The sequence below is a fragment of the Bacillus marasmi genome (assembly GCF_902168435.1).
GTDB classification, from domain to species: Bacteria; Bacillota; Bacilli; order Bacillales; family Cytobacillaceae; genus Bacillus_BU; species Bacillus_BU marasmi.
Window position 1 is genome coordinate 202,322 of sequence record NZ_LR656172.1, and the last position, 21,503, is coordinate 223,824.

Below are 21,503 nucleotides of genomic sequence, written 5' to 3' on the forward strand. Positions count from 1 at the left end.
TGATGTTTGTGAATATTTTCACAGAAAACAGAAAAACAAGCAAGAATGGGAGGCTACATATATGAATTACCAAAACATCTTTAAACAAGGCCAAATCGGCAATTTAACTTTGAAAAACAGAATCGTCATGCCCCCGATGGGAACGAATTTAGCTGGTCCTGAAGGTGAAGTGACGGATGAGTTAGTTGCTTATTACGAAGAACGAGCCAAGGGTGGAACAGGGTTAATTATTACGGAATTTACTTGTATCGATTATGAATATGGAAAAGGATTCATAAGACAATTAAGGCTTGATGATGATCGCTTTATCCCTGGAATTAAGCGTATCGCCGATGCTGTTCATCAATATGGCGCCAAGGTTTTTGTGCAAATCCATCATGCAGGCAGACAGTCTAGCTCTGCCTTAATCAATGGCAAGCAAATCGTTGCCCCTAGTAGCATTGCCAGTGCTGCCGTAGGTGAAGAGCCCCGCGAATTAACGACAGCAGAGGTAAAGGAACTAGTTACTGAATTTATCCAATCTGCTGTGAGATGTAAAGAGGCTGGCATTGATGGCGTTGAAATCCACGGTGCCCACGGTTATTTGATTAACCAATTCTTAAGCCCGCAGTCAAACGTGCGAACCGATGAATATGGTGGCAGCTTCGAAACCCGGATGAGATTTATCGAAGAAATCATTGCCGGGATTAGAGAAAAGTGTGGTCCGGATTACCCAGTAACCGTTCGTCTTAGCGTTGATGAATTCGTTGAAGGTGGAATCGATTTAGAGCTCGGGAAGCAGATTAGTCGATACCTGGAAAAAATAGGAGTAGATGGTCTCCATATTAGCTGCGGAACCTATGAATCGATGGATAGAATCATTGAATCTCCACTATTTAAACAGGGCTGGAGAGTCTACTTGGCTGAGGAAATCAAAAAAGAAGTTAACATTCCGGTTATCACGGTTGGGAACATTCGCGAGCCACAATTTGTCGAGGACATTTTAACTGAAGGAAAAGCAGACTTTGTCGCGATAGGCAGGGGATTAATTGCAGACCCTGAGTGGGTCAACAAGACAATGGAAGGCCGCGAAGCAGAAATTAGAAAATGTATAAGCTGCCTCCACTGTATCCATTCAGCAATGGGGGGCTCGCACGTTTTATGTTCAATCAATGCTCGAGCGGGCCGTGAGCTTGAGTTCGAAGTGCCAGAGCAAATGCAAGCGCAAGCGAGAGCGAAGGAACACCTTTCTGTTGGTAAAAATCGTCCTGTTGTGGTCGTCGGCGGTGGTCCAGGTGGAATGGAAGCAGCGCGAACTCTTGCATTAAAAGGACACACGGTAACTCTTTTTGAAAAAGGTAATCGGCTTGGTGGCCAATTGCATCTTGTCACGGATCCTACTTATCGAGAAAAGATGACTTGGCACATTAATTACCTTAGCAGTGAAATGAAACGGTTGAATATCGATGTTCGACTGAACACAGAAGCAACCGTTGTTGAGATAACCGCAATGGAACCACATGCTGTAATATTGGCAACAGGCGGACGACCTGCCCTCCCACAGGTTGAGGGCAATGATTTAAACCATATCTATACTTATGAAGATATGAAATTAAAGGATTTAGATTTTAAAAATAAAAAAGTGACAGTGGTCGGCAGTGGCATGATCTGTCATGGAACGAACCGACGTCTTGCCGAAGCGGGGAATGAGGTGACATTTGTTGAAATCCCTACGAAAGCAAGCAAAAGAATTGGAGCTGATACTAGACTAAGATTGCTAGATAAGCTCAAACAACTCGATGTGAACATTGTTACTGATCATAAGGTGGATAGAATCCTTCCAGACCGCATTGTTGTCGAGGAATTGGATTCTGGGAAACAGTCAGAATTTGAAACAGACTATATCATTGTCGCAATGGGTGTTGAGGCCTATAACCCATTGGAAGAAAGCTTAAGAGCGGAAATGGACCATAATATATTCGTAATCGGTGATGCAGCAGGCTACGCTTCACTCGGTGACGCAACCCGCGACGCCTTCGAAAAAGCCTATAACCTCTAAGGTGCCTGTCACCACCCGAATTTTGTCGAATTTTTTGCTTGTTTAGGTAGTGAGTGACCTTGCTGACTGCCTGCAATGCTGCAAGACTGCAAGACTGCAAAGCTGCAAGACTGCATCTCCATGTATAGTAAAACCCGCTTCAGAGCCAAATCTGAGAGCGGGTTTTTTCGCAAATTTTAACATGAAGCATTAGGGCAATAAGCGCATTTATCATTTCCGTCAATTTCGTAATAAAAGCAGCACGTAACTCGTTTATAGGATTGAACGGATTCTGGGACCGTTTTTTCACCTAAGTACTTTTTGAAAGGTGAGCGCTTTTCAATTCCAATCCAAACCTCATCGCCTAAAAGAATAGACAGGTCATTTTCGACACTAGTCTGAATGCAACTTTCCTTTAATAATCCATCATACATCCATAATGTGTAGGCCCAAATGTTTTCCCACAATACTAGTTTCGATGTTTTTGTTTTTGTCGCAAGTGGATGGAGAAGGCTAGCAGCGAATTTATATAAAATCGTGCGAAAAGCTTCTTCAACATTAGCTTCTTCTACATTCAGCCAATCATTTTTTCGAAATAAAAAGGTAGGCAGCCATTGTTTATCGTCTGGGTCATCGATAATGGAAATGTCTTGAATGTCACCTTGCCAGGCTAAACGATGCTTGCTGAGCATAAACAATTGAGCGGTGATAACGAAAGCGTATCTTCTAAATAACATCGAAACGGCGACTCGATCTCTGCCGTTGCCAATTCGATTCTTAGCATAATGAAGCAAGGTCTCTAATGTATCATCAGCTGTATCAATATGGACTGTAGGGATTTTTTCATTTGATAGAGTAACAAGATATTTTGCTAGTTCTTTTTCTATAGAAACGGGTAATTTATGCATGGATAACAACTCGCTCATGTATCATTTTGTTTTCCCCTTTTGTATGTATCTATCAATTAAGGTGATAATACTTAAATTCTAATGAAAATGATTATCAGTGTCAAGGTGCCTGTCACCGCCCGAATTTTGTCGAATTTTTATGTGGGTTAATTGTGTTTATTTTGTGAACTTTGTGTGAAAGTGATGTGTCGAAGGGGTCGTTCGGAGTAATAGTACAGGAAAAAAACGCAATTCTAATTTATTATATTAATATACTAGTGTTTTTGCAGAATAGTTGGAGAATTCTTCTGGTTCGTGGGTGATTGGGGGGGGAAGTAATGTCTTACATGAGAATTTTAAGAAATATTTTTATTAATGATGGAATCGAAAAATGGGATCCCTTAGAGCAATCAGCCATTGTAATGGAAAAAGGTGGTCCGTTAATTGAAAATTTTGAGCGGAAATCCAAGTTAAATATTGAACAGATTCTTTCCATAATGTTTAATGAAACTTTAATTTTGATTACCAACACCAAGGGCGTTATTACGTATGTGAACGAAAAATGCTGTGAAACTCTCGGGTACACATCTAACGAATTGTTGGGTAGTCATACAAGAATTTTTAATGCAGGCCAGCATTCAAGAGAGTTTTATCAAAGACTATGGAAAACACTGTTAAAGGGGAAAAGTTGGACTGGGGAGATGACCGCAAAGAGGAAAGATGGATCTTTTGGCTGGTATCATATGTCCATTTTCCCGCTGTTCGATGACGCGAAAAAACTGTATGGATTTTTAACATTAAGAACAGATATAACTGAACAAAAGAGTCAACAGAAGCATGTTCTCCTTCAGGATGCAATTACTGAAATGATATCCGATGAGTTATTCGGTTGTATTGATGAAAATAATAATCTAGTTAGCATTAATACATCAATCAAAAAGGTATTTGGCTATAATACAAGTGATGTTATTGGAAAAAATGTAATTGATATACTCAAGGAAGAGAATGTATTAGACTATATGAATTGGTTTGAAAAGCTGAAAAGCAATCCCGGCAGTAAGGAAACTCTAGAGATTATCGTCAAAAATAAAAATGGTTCATATAGCCCCTATGAAATTACCGCGAAAAATATGTTACACGATCCAATCATTAATGCCATAGTTTTTGTTAAAAGAAATATTACGAAGCAAAAAGACTTAAGTAATAGAATGGAAAGAATAGAGTACTTTGATTGGGTGACAGGCTTGCCAAATCGGAAATCCTTCGCTGAAATTTTAAGCAAAGAGCTGCGTTTGGCAATGCGGGGCAATAAGGTATTTGCCATTGCTAAAATCGGAATTGATGATTTTAAATATGTGAATAATACTTTTGGATTTAATGCAGGTAATCAGCTGCTGGTTGATTTTTCAAAAAGTATTATGTCAGCTCTTAATCGAAAGGATTGTGAATTGTATAGAGCTAGCGGGGATGAATTCTTTATGATCATGCGAAATATCGAGGATCAAAAGGATATTCCTAAAAAACTAGCACTATTATATCAGCACCTTAATCGAAAGCCCTTTGAAATAAACGGAGCTGAGATTTATCTGTCAGCGAGTATGGGCGTAAGTATTTTTCCAAGCTCAGGGGATAATGCCGATGCATTATTAAAAAATGCGGAGACAGCCTTATATGATGCGAAGAGTAAAGGGAAAAATCAATATCAGATTTTTTCTCCTACGATGGATTTTAACAGCTACAAACAATTTACGTTAAGAAATGATTGCAAGAAGGCAGTGTTAAGAGATGAATTTCTCTTACACTTTCAACCACGCTTTAATCCCATTACGGATGAAATGGTATCTGCCGAAGCGTTAATTCGTTGGAACCACAAAAAATTTGGGCTAGTGTCGCCTGGAGAATTTATTCATATGGCGGAAGAATCCGGTCTGATTATCCCAATTGGTGAATGGATTATCAAGAAGGTTTGTGAGCAGATTAAATTATGGGAGCATTCAAGCTTGCCGATTAAGAAGATTTCGATAAACTTATCTACCATACAGCTGCTCCAGCCCAATTTTGTCGATATGGTTGTTATGATTTTAAAAGACAAAAAGGTTGATTCACGGTGGGTCGAATTTGAGATTACAGAATCGGTGGTTATTAAAAATGAAAAACAAGTGCTAACCACATTGAATAAATTGCGGGGTATGGGCATCACGATTGCTTTGGATGACTTTGGAACAGGTTATTCCTCGCTTCATTATTTAAAAAAGATTCCATGTGAGATTATTAAACTCGATAAATCGTTAGTCGATGAAATACATCAGGATCGTGATCATTATGAGATTATTGCCTCAACGATACAGCTATGTCATAAGCTTGGAAAATCAGTCGTTGCTGAAGGGGTTGAGACTACAGAACAGCTTTCGTTATTAAAGGCGTTAAGTTGTGATGAAATCCAAGGCTATTATTATAGTAAACCACTAGACGGTCATCATTTTAGAAAGTGGTTAACCAACAGCAAATGGAAAAAGAAGGATGTAAAGGCAGGCGCGGTCAATTTTAATGTGAACAGAAGAAATTATGCCCGGGTTCAGTTGAATGCTCCGGTCTTAGCTGAGATGACGATTGTGAGTATTGGAAAGAGTCAATTAAAGCTCGGAAGCTCGCCAGTCTCTATTAATAATATTAGCCCGGTCGGTCTATGTTTTGACTCATCGTTAAATTTACCTGTGAAAAGGGACATTATCCTTCAATTTAAAACGATTATCAATAAGGTAGAAGTCACCTTCAAGGGATACATTGTCTGGACCGAAGAACTATCCAGCAACTACAAACGCTACGGAGTAACCCTCCTCCAAAAAATAGAAATCTAAGCCGCGCCACCAAGGTGCCCACCAAGGTGCCTGTCACCACCCGAATTTTGTCGAATTTTCAAGCTCGTTTCCAGCATTGTGGAAGCGGGCTTTTTGTTGTGATTAATAGATTTGTAAAAAAAGGTCAGACATCTGTCTGAAATTTTAACAATTCCCTATCATTTCCTTTGGATATATTAATGCTTGAATCTGGATATTCAACTCGATGTGATTTAAGTCGCTCGAAAACCGCAGAAAATCTACTGTCTAGTGTAATATGGAGCTAGTCTTTCTGTTGAAATGTAATTTATCTTGATTCGACAACAAAATGTAATATGTTGTAAAATAAGGCGTGGTTTCAAAGTGGAAGATATGGGGATTATTGTATATTCGGTCAGGTAACTCACTTCAATCTTAAAAGCTATTAATATTGCGCGGGATAAGATGCACCTGCATATTTTGAACAGCAAAGAACGATACTGTTATTACCTTCGGTCGTCCTGTTGGAAAAGAATATCAACCCGAGTATTTCCCTTTCGTTTTTTAGGAGTAATAAATATAAGGAGATATATGAAAATGCGTTTCTTAAAGTTTACAAGTTTATTAGTTTTATCGATCACATTAGTGCTAGTAGCAAGTGCTTGCTCGCAACAAACAGAACAATCCGGTGGACAATCAAATGGCAAGCTTAATGATAATTACCAGGATGTAATCCTTCAATATCTAAAATCTAAATATAATGAAGAGTTCGGTGTTTCTACGATGAGGAAAGAAGACGGATTTGATGGTAATGAAATAATTATTGCCGAATGCTACCCGAAAAAGTTCCAGGAAATAAAATTCGAGGTTAATTATGATAAAGAGTTTCTTAATGTCCACGATGAGAGTGAAGTTGATGAACTACTAGGGCAAGTGGATCAAAATAATAAAAGCTCATTAATAAAGTGGGAAGAAAATGTAGAACCGTATTTAGAAGATACTTATGCAAATGTACTATTTCAAAATCAATACAGTAAGATGCTGTCAGAAAAAATCAGTCTTGAACAGGATTTTCTAGTGCAAACGAAATTTGAAAATACGTACCATAATGCGAGCTTAAAGGAGAGTCGGGCGGATTTAGACAGCTATCTTAAATCGCTTGATATCAGCGTATATGCTTCTCATTATGTGTTTGTAAAAGATGATGGCACTCCGCTTGAGGATCAATTACTACTCATTAATAAATTAGCTAAAGAAGTTTCGGATTCTAGAATAGGTACTCAACAAATTTATATCTATTTCCTAAGTACATTTACCCCTACAGAGATAAAAGACAGCTATTTCGCAAACTATGAAGATCCATCAGGATATTACTCACGACTAGGAACCGTCACATCAAACGCACTAATCACAATAGAAGACGGAAAAGTAACAGACATAAATATCTAAGGTGCCTCTAAGGTGCCTGTCACCACCCGAATTTTGTCGAATGATAAAGAGGGATTTTAATGGCACATGGAAATCAGTAGCTCTATTTAATAAAATGTTAGATTCATATTGCATAAGTGAGCTGGAAAGTATTATTGCTAACGGGATACATCAGGACTTTGAAGGGAATGGAAATGAAAAAGGGTGGCCGTAACCACTTTGGTTTGCCAAGAAGTGGTATGGGTCAGTCAATAGATTACTATTTTAAAAGCGGGAGATAGATATGGGACGTACAACAGTGGAACAGAGTACAAACAGTTATATAGTCACAAATCGATTAGTTCAACCAGAGGCGATTAATGAGCGCGAATTGAATTCGATTGCCGGAAAGCTTCTAGAAACTCTTATTCCAGTGAACACTGAAACGACGAAAAAGGGGATTATTTTAAAAAGCGCCATCGTCGATATGATACCATTGCAGGCTTATTTTAGCGGGATTGTTACTAAGAAAATGTTCCTGGATGTTGCCATACAGCTCATCGACATCGTTCAAGAATGCAAAAAGAACTTAATGAATGAGAACAACTTAATGCTGGATTTTGATTATATTTTCCTTAATCCACGAACCAAAAAACTCAAATGTATTTTTTGGCCAATTGTTGACAATCAAAACCCGCATATACCGTCAGAGTTTTTTAAGGATTTCCCTTTTCGGGTTATTTTTACAAAGCACGAAGACCATGGTTATGTTACGAACTATTTGCAGTTTTTCCAAAACCAAGCACCTTTTTCAATTAATGGTTTTGAAAAATTAATCTTTGAACTCACGGGCAAGTCGATTGAGGATAAATCGTATTTACCAACTGATTCAGTGAGATTGCATGGAAATAAGAATCAATCAAATAAGCTAGCTGGGGAAAAAGGGAACACCGGGGACATCGCCTATAACCTTTTTGGTCAGCAAAATCATGCAACTATGCCGGAAAAATCGAAATCGTCAGCGCCTTGTCCAAAATGCGGCGGTGTAAATGACGAAACCGCAAATTTCTGTGTGAGCTGTGGGTCACCTTTAATGGTGGGAAAAGAAAACGTGCAAGAACCTTTGGCAGCAGTGAAAATTGATCCTAGCCCTCAGACTAAAACGAAAACACAAACATTTAGTGAAACCACGGTGTTGGGTGCGGAGGGCTTCGATAATGGTACGACGGTGCTAGGGGCAGAAGCCTTGGAAGAACCAACCTTTCCTTATTTAATCAGAGAGAAAACTCAAGAAAAGATTCTTGTGGACAAGCCTTCTTTTCGGATTGGTAAGGAGCGGAGGTATTGTGATTATTTCGTTGCCGATAACAATGCGGTGAGTCGCAGTCATGCTGATATTCTCACAAAAGCAGGGCGCTACTATATTGTTGATAACAACTCGACCAACAAAACATATATCGATGGTCGGGTCGTTCCAGTCCAAAAAGAAGTAGAAATCTTCTCAGGCACCAAACTCAAACTCGCCAACGAAGAATTCGCCTTTTACATATAAGGTGCCTGTCACCACCCGAAATTTGTCGATTTTTTTGCCCGTTTCTAATGGAGGAGCGGGTTTTTGTTTTTGTTGGTCATAATTATTGTGGGAAAAGAAAGGTCAGACATCTGTCCTAATTTCTAACAATTTTCTGACAATTAGGTTCGTGTGCCAAAATATTTAAATTCAGAAAAAATTTTAAGTGTGATATAAATCACTTAAAAACCGCGTCAAATCAACTGTCAAGTGTTAAATGTCGCTAAATTTCCTATAAAAATGTATTTTTACTCGATTCGACAATAAAATGTAATATGTTGTAAAATAAGACATAGTTTCTAAGTGAAAGTTTTGGGAATTATTGTATTTTACATAAAGTCTAAGCTGAAGTTAAATAATCTATTAATATTGCACAATAAAATATATACAAAACTATAGTATGTTCCTAGATTAAGTAATCAAGTTACTAGGTCCGGTGGTGGCGGGAGTGTTCTATAAACCAAAACTCGGGTAGAAATACGTAGAAGTGTCTCATAGAGAGGTTCTATGAGACAAAACTCGGTTAGGAAATCGAAGAAGTGTCTCATAGAGAGGTTCTATGAGACAAAACTCGGTTAGGAAATCGAAGAAGTGTCTCATAGAGAGGTTCTATGAGACAAAACTCGGGTAGGAATTAGAAGAAGTGTCTCATAGAGAGGTTCTATGAGACAAAACTCGGTTAGGAATTAGAAGAAATGTCTCATAGAGAGGTTCTATGAGCCAAAACTCGGTTAGGAAATCGAAGAAGTGTCTCATAGAGAGGTTCTATGAGCCAAAACTCGGGTAGAAATTAGAAGAAGTGTCTCATAGAGAGGTTCTATGAGCCAAAACTCGGTTAGGAAATCGAAGAAGTGTCTCATAGAGAGGTTCTATGAGCCAAAACTCGGGTAGAAATTAGAAGAAGTGTCTCATAGAGAGGTTCTATGAGCCAAAACTCGGGTAGAAATTAGGAGAAATGAACTCATAGAGGGTTCATGGGTTCAAAACCCCGGAGCGATGCAAGAGAAATGAACTCATAAAGGGTTCATGAGTTCAAAACACCGGAGCAATACAGGAGAAATGAACTCATAAAGGGTTCATGAGTTCAAAACACCGAAACAATTCAGGAGAAATGAACTCATAGAGGGTTCATGAGTTCAAAACCCCGGAGCGATGCAGGAGAAATGAACTCATAAAGGCTTCATGAGTTCAAAACCCCGGAGCAATCCAGGAGAAATGAACTCATAGAGGGTTCATGAGTTCAAAACCCCGGAGCGATCCAAGAGAAATGAACTCATAGAGGGTTCATGAGTTCAAAACTCCGAAGCGATCGAAGAGAAATGAACTCATAGAGGGTTCATGAGTTCAAAACACCGAAACAATTCAGGAGAAATGAACTCATAGAGGGTTCATGAGTTCAAAACCCCGGAGCGATCCAAGAGAAATGAACTCATAGAGGGTTTATGAGTTCAAAACCCCGGAGCGATGCAGGAGAAATGAACTCATAAAGGTTTCATGAGTTCAAAACCCCGGAGCAATCCAAGAGAAATGAACTCATAGAGGGTTCATGAGTTCAAAACCCCGGAGCGATCCAAGAGAAATGAACTCATAAAGGGTTCATGAGTTCAAAACACCGGAGCGATGCAAGAGAAATGAACTCATAGAGGGTTCATGAGTTCAAAACTCCAGAGCAATCCAGGAGAAATGAACTCATAAAGCGTCCAAGGGTTCAAAGACGAAAACTATATTCGCAGAAACGGATGCGCATCGCAACTCAAATAACTGCACTATTTTTAACAAAGAAGGTTTTAAAAAATGGAAGTATTAACTGCAATTTGTACTGATGTTGGGATTAAGAAGGCGACAAATCAGGATAGTTTGTGTTTGAAGGTCGCCGAGACATCCATCGGAAAAGTCGTGCTCGCGATTATCTGTGACGGGATGGGGGGACTTGCGAAGGGGGAGGTTGCCAGCGCTAGTGTTGTTAATGCCTTTTCGGATTGGTTTGAAAATGAGCTGCCATCTCAGCTCACGCATAATGATTTTGATGAGATTCAGTATCGCTGGGAGCGGATCATAAGAGAGCAAAATCAGCGGATTGCTGAGTATGGGCGGAACATCAGGATTCAACTTGGCACAACATTAACCGCGCTGCTGCTGATTGATACGAAATTTATGTTGATTGGTCATGTCGGTGACTCGAGGGTTTATCGGATTAACACCAAGCTCGAGGTCTTGACGGAGGACCAAACGGTGGTCGGCCGTGAAGTTAGACGAGGCGTGCTGACGCCGGAGCAAGCCAAGATTGACCCTAGACGGAATGTCCTTTTACAGTGCATCGGGGCGTCAAAACTAGTTGAGCCAGAGTTCATTCGCGGGACGCCTGAACGAGGTGATGTGTACATGCTTTGTTCGGATGGTTTTCGCCACATGATTAGCGAGGACGAGATTTATCAGGCATTTTCCCCGCAAGGATTGATGGATGAAGCTGTTATGAAAAATAAAGCAGTAGAACTGGTGGAACTAAATAAGCAACGACAAGAACTGGATAATATTTCGGTTATGCTTATCAAAATTCTGTAAGGACGGGGATTAAGTTTGGCTCAAATTGGATCCGTAATTGACGGAAAATATGAAATATTGAAGCTGATTGGCCAAGGCGGGATGTCTAAGGTTTACCTTTCGATGGACAAGCGTCTGAACAAGCAGTGGGCCGTAAAAGAGATTGAAAAAAGGGCAAAGGATAAGAACAACGAGGTCATTATTCAAAGTGCGATTGCCGAAGCGAATATGATTAAAAGGCTTGATCATCCAGCCCTGCCGCGGATTGTCGATATTATCGATAACGGGGATGTCATTTTCGTTATCATGGACTATATCGAGGGGGAGCCGCTGAGCAAGATTCTTGATGAGTATGGTGCCCAGCCGCAGGATGTCGTGATTGAATGGGCGAAGCAGCTTTGTGAAGTTCTCGATTATTTACATACATGCAAACCGCCGATTATTTATCGGGATATGAAGCCAGCAAATGTGATGCTGAAGCCTGATGGAAATCTGAAGCTGATAGATTTTGGGATTGCTAGAGAATATAAGGAACAAAACCTGGCCGATACGGTGAGTCTTGGAACAAAGGGCTACGCTGCGCCAGAGCAGTTCGGCGGAAAAGGGCAAACTGATCCACGGACGGATGTGTATTGCTTAGGTGTGACGCTGTACCATTTAGTGACAGGGCATAACCCTTGCGAGCCGCCTTATGAGCTCTATCCGATTCGCCATTGGAATCCGCAACTATCAGGGGGCCTCGAGCGGATTATTCAGAAATGTACGCAGCTCAATCCGGATGACCGCTATCAATCCTGTGCGGAGCTCTTATATGCGCTCCATCACTATGAGGAAATTGATGATGTATATCGGGCTAAGCAAGTGCGGAAGCTGCGCAATTTTAGCATGGTGGCCGGTAGTGCTTTGCTGTTCTTGCTGGTCGGAATATTCGGACAGGTGATGAATGTGCGCACGAATAATGCCGATTACGACAGTAACATTCAGATGGCAGAGAAAGCGGCGACTGATACTACTAAAATCGACCATTATTTAACGGCAATCGATATTAAGCCGACTGTTAATGAAGCTTATCTTGGAATCATTGATGCGTTCAAAGGTGATGCGGCTTTTACGGTTGAAGAAGAGGAAGCTTTTAAGAAAAAAATCAATAACCATATCACTGAGTTTCGCGAAAATCCAGATTATGCTGAGCTCGCATTTGAAATCGGAAAGGTGTATTGGTATTACTACGATTATGGGAAGTCGGCCGATAGCGATAATCAAGTTACGAGAATGAAGAGCTCGATTCAGTGGTTCGAGGACGCAGTCCAATATGGCTCAAAGGATAGCGACTATTATGAAATGGCGACGACTTATCGGGATATCGGCAAGTTCAATCGCGATATTACCCTTCATATTGAGGAAGCGTCGGATAAAGGAAAGTATCGACCTTATTGGGAGAACATCAAAGATTTAAATCTGATGATGGCTAAAAATCCTGATGAAAATGAGATTGTGAAACTAGAACTCTACAAATTAACGATTTATTCGATTGAAACTTATGCAAGGAAGTTTAAATTGGATGGTGTGAAGGAAAAGGATCTTCGTTCTGTATTTGAAACGGTCAAGAAAAGCACGAAAAATGTTGAGGTTACTGCAGAGAAAACCGAGCAAATCAAAAATGATGTAATCAAGCGCTTTGAGACAACGGAAAAGGCGATTGAAAATGCATATCGGAAATAGGGAGGGATCGGAATGGATGCAAATACTTGGTTCACCATTTCAATCGTCGGCTATTCCCTTGCAGTAGTGCTTTTAATTGTGACGATTATTTTGTTTTATAAAATGAACATTAAGGCTATCATTGGCGATTTGAGTGGGAAGACAGCAGCTAGGCAGATTCAAGAGATTCGCGAGCATAATACGAATTCGGGTCAAAAGCGGTACATGCCGAGTGCATTTAATGTTGAACGCGGAAGTTTGACCGAGCCTGTTAGTTCTTATCCTTCGCGTTCGAAGCGGCTTGGTAATTCAAACCGGCTTGGTAATAGGGGCGGAACTGGCCAAACGGTTGCGCCTATCTCAAAGCGGCTGTTTGGAAGAGGGACTACTGGCCGTACAGGTGAGCAAGTACCAAAACCTGTGCTTAATGCTAGTAAAAATAAAGAAGTTGAAGCTGTTGCAATTCCGGAAGCGCTTATCAATGAAACGGAGGTATTAATTGATGGTACTGAGGTTCTGATTCCAATTGATAGCACTGACCATAAAGCCAAAAGCAAAGTTACTAATGATGTCCAGTTGCCTTATGCAGAAACGGTGGTCTTGGCGCCGGAAGGAGGAACTGTAGTTCTAGAGCCAGATGAAGCTAAAGTAGAACAGGTATATGGCAACGAAACGATGGTCTTGCCACCAAATGAAGGAACCGAAGTGTTGGCAACAAACGATGGCACAGAGGTATTGTTTGCGGGAAGTGAAACGATGGTCTTGCCACCAAATGAAGGAACCGAAGTGTTGGCAACAAACGATGGCACAGAGGTATTGTTTGCGGGAAGTGAAACGATGGTCTTGGCACCAAATGAAGGAACTGAAGTGTTGGCAACAAACGATGGCACAGAGGTATTGATTGTTGGAAGTGAAACGGTGGTCTTGGCACCAAATGAAGGAACTGAAGTGTTGGCAACAAACGATGGCACCGAAGTACTTAGTGATGATGAAGGAACAACGGTCCTATATCCAACAGCGGAGCTTGACCAAGAGGATAGCGATACTAATCAGGCTATACCATTCAGAATTGTCAAAAACATCAAGATTATCCACAGTGATGAAACAGTTTAACCAAGGTTACTTTATGATTTTTCATATAGATGGGAAAGTTGAATGATTTTTCAAGGGGAGAGAGAAATGCGGAGAAAGCGTAGTTACAAAAAAAGGAGCAAACGCAGCTGGCTCGCAATTGTTCTAGCCATTCTGTTGGTTGCCTACAACGTACCAATTGGTGTTTTGGGAAATGTATTTGCTGAATCAGGGGATGATCAGCAAATCGAAACGACTGAACCGGTGAATGCTGAAGAGGAGAATACCGAATCTGGAGCGGAGAACACTGAGCCTGAGGTGACGGAAGAAACTGAAGAACCAGTAGAACCAGCAGATCCAGAGGAGACAGAGGACCCAGTAGAACAAGAAGAACCCGAAGAGCCTGTGATTGAAACTCATAAAGTCACAGTCCAAAAAAGTGGAGAAGGTTCTGGTACCGTAAGCATCAATGGAACTTCTTATTCAGGCAGCGCAATTGTTGTTCCAGAAGGTCCGGTTGAAATTGTTGTGACACCAGCAGCGAGTTCCAAGCTAAAGTCTATCAAAAAAGGACTAAATACAACTATCCCGTTTGTTGAGGATAGGGAAAACGGAAACTATAAAGCGACGATTGATTCAGTAACAAATGATGTAACAATTAGGGTCGAGTTTGAATTAAAAGAATATCAGATGACTTTCAGTGGATATAGCCATGGTAGGGTAGTCAATCATTCCGGACAGACTGTTGGAACCAACGGAGGAACAGAGAGTATCGAGCACGGTACGGACTACACGTTTACCGTATCTCCAAATGAGGGCTATCATCCTGTAGTGACAATTGATGGGAAAGATACCACTGAATTGGATGATGTTACTGTAACAGCCCTTTCTGGTGGTAAGTTCAAGTACACAATAAACAATGTTAAAAATGTACATTCAATTGAGGCGAAATTTGTCATTAACACGTACGTGCTAACATTTGATTATGATAGTTCACAAGGTGCGGTCGAGAAGGGCTCTGTTCAAGATGGTATTGTCGAGGAGAGTCCTACAGCAGATACAATCATTGCCAACGGTGGGACCGTTAAAGTTGAACATGGGAAAAGGCCGTCTTTTAAAGTAACCCCAATCGAAGGCTATCATATTAAAAGTATTAAATTTGGTGGCGATTATATTAGTCTACCAAATGACGTGAAGGAGAAAACACTGTCCTATGAGTTTGCAGTGCCTGAGGTGAATAGTGATAAAACGGTTACTGTAATATTTGAGATTAATACTTATCAATTACGTGTTAATGATCCTAATAACGGCGACGTTTCACTTGATAGAAGCTCAGTTGAACATGGCCAAAATGCGGTTGTAACAATCAAACCAAAAACAGACTATAAGGTAACTAAGCTCACTGTCAATGGAACTCCTGTCGACCTGGACAACGATGCTAATTTTACGATAAATGATAGCAATAACAGTGCGAGTTTCGCAGTTAAGAATATACAACGTGATACTAATATTGTCGTAACTATCGAAAGAATTCAGGAAGTAACTGGTCCTTGGCAGAACTATGTTTCAATTGAAACGCTTGTAGGTACTAAAGTCGCTCAAATTGATGATAATAAATTAATCTATTCAAAAGATGCAAAGTTAAATATTAAGCCATTGGATAATGAAATAATTAGTTTTGACTTCTTAAGTCTTAGTATTACAGATATATTGAACGATTTACCAGGACCTTGGGGCACCAATCATACATTAATTGAGAATTCTATTATTGAAAGGCTCCAGTTAAAGGATCGACAAAGGAACAACCCATTAATCGTAAAACCTGAACAGGATTTATATCTTTTATTTGACCGAAAGGAACCTGCTATTGAGAACCTAAAATTAGAGGGTGATAACAAGGCGACCGTTGACGGAAAAGTGTGGTACAGCGGTAACGTTAAGGTTGTTTTTGATCTGAATAATCAGAAGGAAAGCTACAAGGGTATTGATTTTTCAACGGATATAGATAAGGTTTATTACAGCAAAGACGATGAAGCGGCAATTGAGCTCCCTATCGCTGCTGATTCTAGCTACAAATTCGACTTAGTGAATGGAAATTTTCAAAATAACTATAAAGTTTGGGCGCTAGATAAAGCGGGAAATAAAGCTGAAACAAAAGCAACTGATGTAAATATTGACCAAGCCGTGCCAACGCTTGACGGGGCTGTTGAGGTCAAGCAAACGGGATCAGAAATCTTGAATAACCTATTCTTTGGAATGTTCTTTAAGGAAAAAATCGAGGTTACGGTAAAAGCAATCGACGCTGCTTCTGGGATTAAAGATATTAAGCTGATTGCTAAACAAGACAATAAGGCTGATAAAATCATTTCTGGTGATATTAGGAAAAGTAACAGTGACCGGAAAGCTGACGTTACTTTCACTCTTGATGAAGAAAACTTTGATGGAAAGTTCGCCATTGAAGTGACAGACCATGTTAATAATACGAAAACGTATGATTTAACAGCGGACAATCTCGACCCTAAAGGTAATGGAAGATTTATCATTGACCATAAGGCTCCGACGGTGGAGTTAACCGTCACTCCTGATAAGGAAAATGAACAACCGTATGTTGTTGAGGATGAGTCAAACGATACTGTTACCGAATTCTATAGCCAAGATGTTGAATTAGGTATCAAAGTTGAGGATGAGGCATCAGGTATTCATTCTGTTAAAATCAATCATGGTGACGAGACGCTAGAAAGTTATGATTTTACTGACGGTACTAAGGAGCAATTGAAGCCAACGATTGAGCCGATTCATACAAGCACGCTTGTAGAAAAGGGTAGACTGCACGATTTTACCATAGCGGTTAAGGATAATTCTGGTAATAAAAATAATGTGGAGCAAACGCGCAAAACGATCTATATCGATGAAAATGCGCCAACATTAGCAGGTGGTAAAAATGCTGTTACGTTTGAAGTGGAAAACGACAGCAAGTTTGCTGAAATCTTGAATTACTTGACTTTCGGCACGTTCTTTAATAAACAAATTGCGATTACAGTCCATGGTGAGGATGACGCTGCCGGAATTAAGGAAATGAACTTGGTGGCTATACCAGGTGAAGACCAAGACGAGCCGAACTTAGTCCGTGAAAGCTATGAAGAGTCCGGTTTAACGGCTGAGGCGAAATACACACTTGATGGTGATTATTTTCAAGGAACCTTCAATGTGGAAATAACCGACAATATTGGAAATAAGAGTGTGACTCTAGTTAATGCTGAGCATTCCAACATGGAAGATACAGATAGCGGAATTGTGATGATCGAGAAAAATGAACCAGTTCCTTCTATTATTATTGAACCACAGGCTGATGTTGTTCCTTATGTGGATGAGTCAGATGTGCATTTCTATAGTGGGGATGTTCATTATACTGTAGGTGTAGAGGACGCTGATTCAGGTGTTAATGCCGTTCAGATTGATGTAAATGGCGATGTGGTCAATGTTGAAGATGATGAGGATGCTTCAGCAGCTTCTTATTATTATCATAATAAGGATCAAGCAACATTAAGTACGGATGATATTGAAGTGCTTGAATCGAATAATTTTAATATAAATAAAGATGGTTCTTACAAGATTCGTGTTGACGCGATTGATAACGCTGGTAATGTTGGTCATGATGATAAAACGATCTTTATCGATAGAACTAGTCCGACGATTACAGACTTTAAGTTCGCTGAACAGAATGGGAAGGATGGCCTTCAAGAAGCGATTGAAATTATGGATTACGGTTTTTATTTTAAAGAACCAATTCAAGTGACAATTGGCGCGGAAGACCCCGATGTCGTAGATGATTTTGAAGCGACAAGTAAAGTGAAGGAAATGTGGATTTACCTCCAGGATTATGAGAATGGTAAGTTCTATGGCGTTGAAAATGGTGAGCTGAAGGAAATTGCTGGAGCGAATGCTGTGAAGGCGATTCCGACCTCAGGTGAGTTGAAATTCACTGTTCCGGCTGCATTTAAAGGACAAATTTTTGCTAAAGCAACTGACTTTGTTGATAACACCGGAGAGTATGTGACTCCAGAGGGTGCAGTTATTGAAGACGAGGATAAGCATAAGGAAGAAACACATATTGATTTTAAAAAGGCAGAAACAAGCTATAAAGATAATGGTGATGTTGAGCTTTACAACAAAAACGTTGATGTCGACCTAACAGTTACGGATACGTATTCAGGCCTGAAGGAAATTCAGTGGTCTATAGTGGCGCCTCATGATACGGCGAACAACCAAAGCGGCATCATTAAAATTAATAATGATAAAACCTACGGTGAAGGCAGTAATCCGGATGGCTGGCAGCAAACAAAGACTGACCGCAACTTGGTTACGGAAATGAAGAAGACGCTGACAGTTAGCAATAACAGTAATGATATCGTTGTTAAAGTAAAAATCACGGACCGTTCTGGTAATACGTCAGAGGATGAAATCAAGTTCAGCATCGATAAAACCACACCGACGATGAATGTTACTTACGATAACAATACGGCTGATGGGCAATTTGCTGATTTTTACAAAGAAAATCGTACAGCAACGATTGTGATTACAGAACGGAACTTCAAGCCGGAGGATGTCGTCCATGTCATTACGAATACGGATGGTGTGATTCCGAAGTTAGTTGGCTGGTCAACTAAGCCAAATGGGAATGATCCAGACAAAACAACGCATACGGCAACTGTGCAATATACTGCTGATGGGGATTATACTTTTGATCTTAAGTACACAGATAATGCCGGAAATAATGCAGCTCCGTTTGCGCAGCATAAGTTTACTTTGGATAAAACAAAGCCTGTGATTCAGGTGACATATAATAATTCGGCGGCAGCAAATGGGAACTATTACATGAAGGCTCGTACAGCGACAATTACAATCACTGAGCACAATTTTGAGACAAGCCGGATTAAAATCGCTGGGTCTGCAAGCGATAATGGTGCTGGGACAGCGTTCCCGGGTGCTAGCGGCTGGTCGACGAAGGGCGATGTGCACACAGCAACAATCAATTATAGCGCAGACGGTAAATACAACTTTGACATTGATTACACTGATAAAGCCGGAAATATTGCGGCTGATTACAAGGCAGACGAGTTCATTGTTGACCAAACGGCTCCGAAGCTTGAGATTACAGGTGTTGCTGATAAGTCAGCGAATAATGGTGATGTGGCACCGGTCGTTACTTACTCTGATACAAACTTCAATAAGAGTGCGGTATCGATTAAACTAACAGGTGCGAACCACGGTCCGGTTGATTTGAAGGGTAGCGCGGGGGATGCTCCGAATGGCGGAGTCTTTACTTTTAGTAATTTTGAGAAAAAGAAAGAAAATGACGATCTCTATACATTGACTGCTAAGCTTGTTGATTTTGCCGGAAACGAAACAACGCAGACGATTCAGTTCTCGGTCAATCGTTTCGGTTCGGTGTATGTGTTTGATGATTCGTTAAAGTCTATCGATGGTAAATACGTTCGCCAGGAAATGGATGTTATTTTAACTGAGACAAATGTAGATAGATTGAAGCATGATTCGATTCTTGTAAAAATGACGAAGAATGGAACGCCGACTGATTTGGTTGAGGGTAAGGACTATACAGTGTCTTCAACAGGTGGTAACGGTTCATGGAGCCAGTATAAGTATGTGGTGAAAAAGGAACTATTTGCTGGTGATGGCCGCTATACTGTGGCGCTATATTCAGAGGATTTAGCTGGAAATATTAACGAAAATATTGATGAGACGAAGAAGGCGGAGATTTCGTTTGGTGTAGATAAGACGGCTCCAGTTATCGTGCCGATCGATATCGAAAGCGGAGCGCAGTATCCGGTTGATACGAAGTCTGTGACGTTTTCAGTCAAGGATAATCTCGTGCTCGACGGTGCGAAGGTGCTATTGAATAATGAAGAGATTGATTACAAGGTTGACGGTGAGAACTACACATTTGCGGTCCCAAGCTCAAATTCGAAGCAGGATGTAAAGGTTATAGCGGTAGACGCAGCAGGGAACAAATTTACGAAGTCTGTTGACGATTTCCTTGTCTCAACTAATCTATTTGTTCGCTGGTACAACAACACACCATTGTTCCTAGGTTCCATCGGTGGAATCGGCGGAATCGGGGCAATCATCGCAACGGCATCAGTCGTCCTAAACAAAAAGCGCCGCAAACTAGAAGTAGAAGAATAAGTGGTGTGGCGGTGCCGCTTTGGTGCTTCGGCGGCGCTTTGGTTCCGCTTCGAAAAACCGGTCCCACTTCAGTTCCGCTTTTGCGCCAAACCGGTGCCGCCAAACCGGTGCCACTTCGGTTCCGCTTTTGCGCCAAACCGGTGCCTGTCACCACCCGATTTTTCTTGTTTCACAAATGTTTCACGGAGCACTGAATAAGGTGCTCGACACCATCTGTGGGAAACGTGGGGAGCGTAATATGTGGTGGAATCTCATATTCACTTACGTGTCCTTTCGCGTTTCCCCTTAGATTGGAGGTAATAGTACAAATGTTAAGTAGTCCAATACTATCGAATATACTGCTAATCATAGTTCTTTTGATTAATATCATTACGATGATTTTAGTCATTGCATCGATGAAAAGGAATAAGCTGACGAAGGGATTAGTGAAGGAGTATCAAGTATCTTCAGTACAGACTGCGGCTGGATTAGGCGTAGGCTCTGATCAAGGGCGAGGTTATGATGATTCTGGGGTAGTATTTTGCCGAAGCTGCGGAACACAATACGACTCCGCAAACTCAGCCTGCCCTCGCTGCAAAACATCAAGATAAGGTGCCTAGTATAGTAAATAGGTCAAATAAATAGAAAAAGGCCACCGTTTTCATTGTAAAATGGAAGAACCTATCACAGAACTTCCGATATTACTACCCTTCCAAGGAGATGAAAACGATGGCATATTCAATATTTAACCACATACAAGGTAAAAAAGGAAGTCGATGGGCAGAGTTTGTAAGAGAGACAGGGACGGAGAATCTAATGTTAGTGGCAATCGATGCCGCAAAGTATACACAAAAAGCAATGATTTGTACTTTTTATGGAGACATTTTAGTAAAACCATTTGAATTTGATGCGTCCATGACAGGTTTCGAATATCTTAATAAGATTATTCGGTCCGAAAAGGTGAAAAATGGACTTAAAGAAGTAGTAGTGGGAATTGAAACCACTGGACATTATTACGAGGATCTTGTTAGACGATGCCATTCTGATGGCTATCATGTGAGGACTTTGAATGCTGCGACAACTGCCCAGGAAAGACAAGCCCTATTAAACTGGTCGAAAACCGATAATTTAGATTTAATGGCGATTGTTCAATCCATGATTCATGGGCGGGGGACATCGAATGAATTAGCTTCTGGTAATGTTCTTACTTTACAAAAGCTAACACGTGCCCGTCGTGAATTAGTAGAGGAACGAACAGAGACACAAAATTTGATTCGGATGCATATGGACCATATCTTTAGGGAATTCCA

11 protein-coding genes are annotated in these 21,503 nt (G+C 40.6%); 10 read left to right on the forward strand and 1 reads right to left on the reverse strand.

Annotated elements, in window-relative coordinates; translation table 11 throughout:
• Positions 1–61: 61 nt before the first annotated feature.
• The gene (locus FXW34_RS13760) at positions 62–2,038 is read left to right on the forward strand and encodes an oxidoreductase (RefSeq protein WP_147534584.1); all 1,977 of its coding nucleotides are present in this window, start codon (positions 62–64) and stop codon (positions 2,036–2,038) included.
• Positions 2,039–2,214: 176 nt separating this feature from the next.
• On the opposite strand, the gene FXW34_RS13765 is transcribed toward FXW34_RS13760, so the two are convergent.
• Entirely contained in the window at positions 2,215–2,943 is a 729-nt protein-coding gene (locus FXW34_RS13765; RefSeq protein WP_147534585.1) for a (2Fe-2S)-binding protein, read from the reverse strand.
• A 299-nt stretch (positions 2,944–3,242) separates the two neighbouring features.
• Here FXW34_RS13765 and FXW34_RS13770 point away from each other — a divergent pair, with 299 nt between their 5' ends.
• From FXW34_RS13770 to FXW34_RS13810, 9 genes are all read left to right on the forward strand, one after another.
• The gene (locus FXW34_RS13770) at positions 3,243–5,762 is read left to right on the forward strand and encodes an EAL domain-containing protein (protein ID WP_147534586.1); all 2,520 of its coding nucleotides are present in this window, start codon (positions 3,243–3,245) and stop codon (positions 5,760–5,762) included.
• A 555-nt stretch (positions 5,763–6,317) separates the two neighbouring features.
• A complete protein-coding gene (locus FXW34_RS13775) occupies positions 6,318–7,169 on the forward strand; it encodes a hypothetical protein (protein ID WP_147534587.1) in 852 nt (283 codons plus the stop codon).
• Positions 7,170–7,431: 262 nt separating this feature from the next.
• Positions 7,432–8,679: an FHA domain-containing protein gene (locus tag FXW34_RS13780; protein WP_147534588.1), complete on the forward strand. Its 1,248-nt coding sequence runs from the start codon at positions 7,432–7,434 to the stop codon at positions 8,677–8,679.
• A gap of 1,812 nt (positions 8,680–10,491) precedes the next feature.
• Positions 10,492–11,259, forward strand: a complete 768-nt coding sequence (locus FXW34_RS13785) for a PP2C family protein-serine/threonine phosphatase (protein ID WP_147534589.1) — start codon at positions 10,492–10,494, stop codon at positions 11,257–11,259.
• Between the two features lie 15 nt (positions 11,260–11,274).
• Positions 11,275–12,960, forward strand: a complete 1,686-nt coding sequence (locus FXW34_RS13790) for a serine/threonine protein kinase (protein WP_147534590.1) — start codon at positions 11,275–11,277, stop codon at positions 12,958–12,960.
• Positions 12,961–12,972: 12 nt separating this feature from the next.
• On the forward strand, positions 12,973–14,052 hold the full coding sequence (locus tag FXW34_RS13795) for a hypothetical protein (RefSeq protein WP_147534591.1): 1,080 nt from the start codon (positions 12,973–12,975) through the stop codon (positions 14,050–14,052).
• Between the two features lie 66 nt (positions 14,053–14,118).
• Positions 14,119–20,214, forward strand: a complete 6,096-nt coding sequence (locus FXW34_RS13800) for an InlB B-repeat-containing protein (protein WP_147534592.1) — start codon at positions 14,119–14,121, stop codon at positions 20,212–20,214.
• Between the two features lie 308 nt (positions 20,215–20,522).
• The gene (locus FXW34_RS13805) at positions 20,523–20,804 is read left to right on the forward strand and encodes a hypothetical protein (RefSeq protein WP_147534593.1); all 282 of its coding nucleotides are present in this window, start codon (positions 20,523–20,525) and stop codon (positions 20,802–20,804) included.
• Between the two features lie 118 nt (positions 20,805–20,922).
• Positions 20,923–21,503, forward strand: a 581-nt coding sequence (locus FXW34_RS13810) for an IS110 family transposase (protein ID WP_147534594.1), incomplete at its 3' end; no start/stop codon positions are given.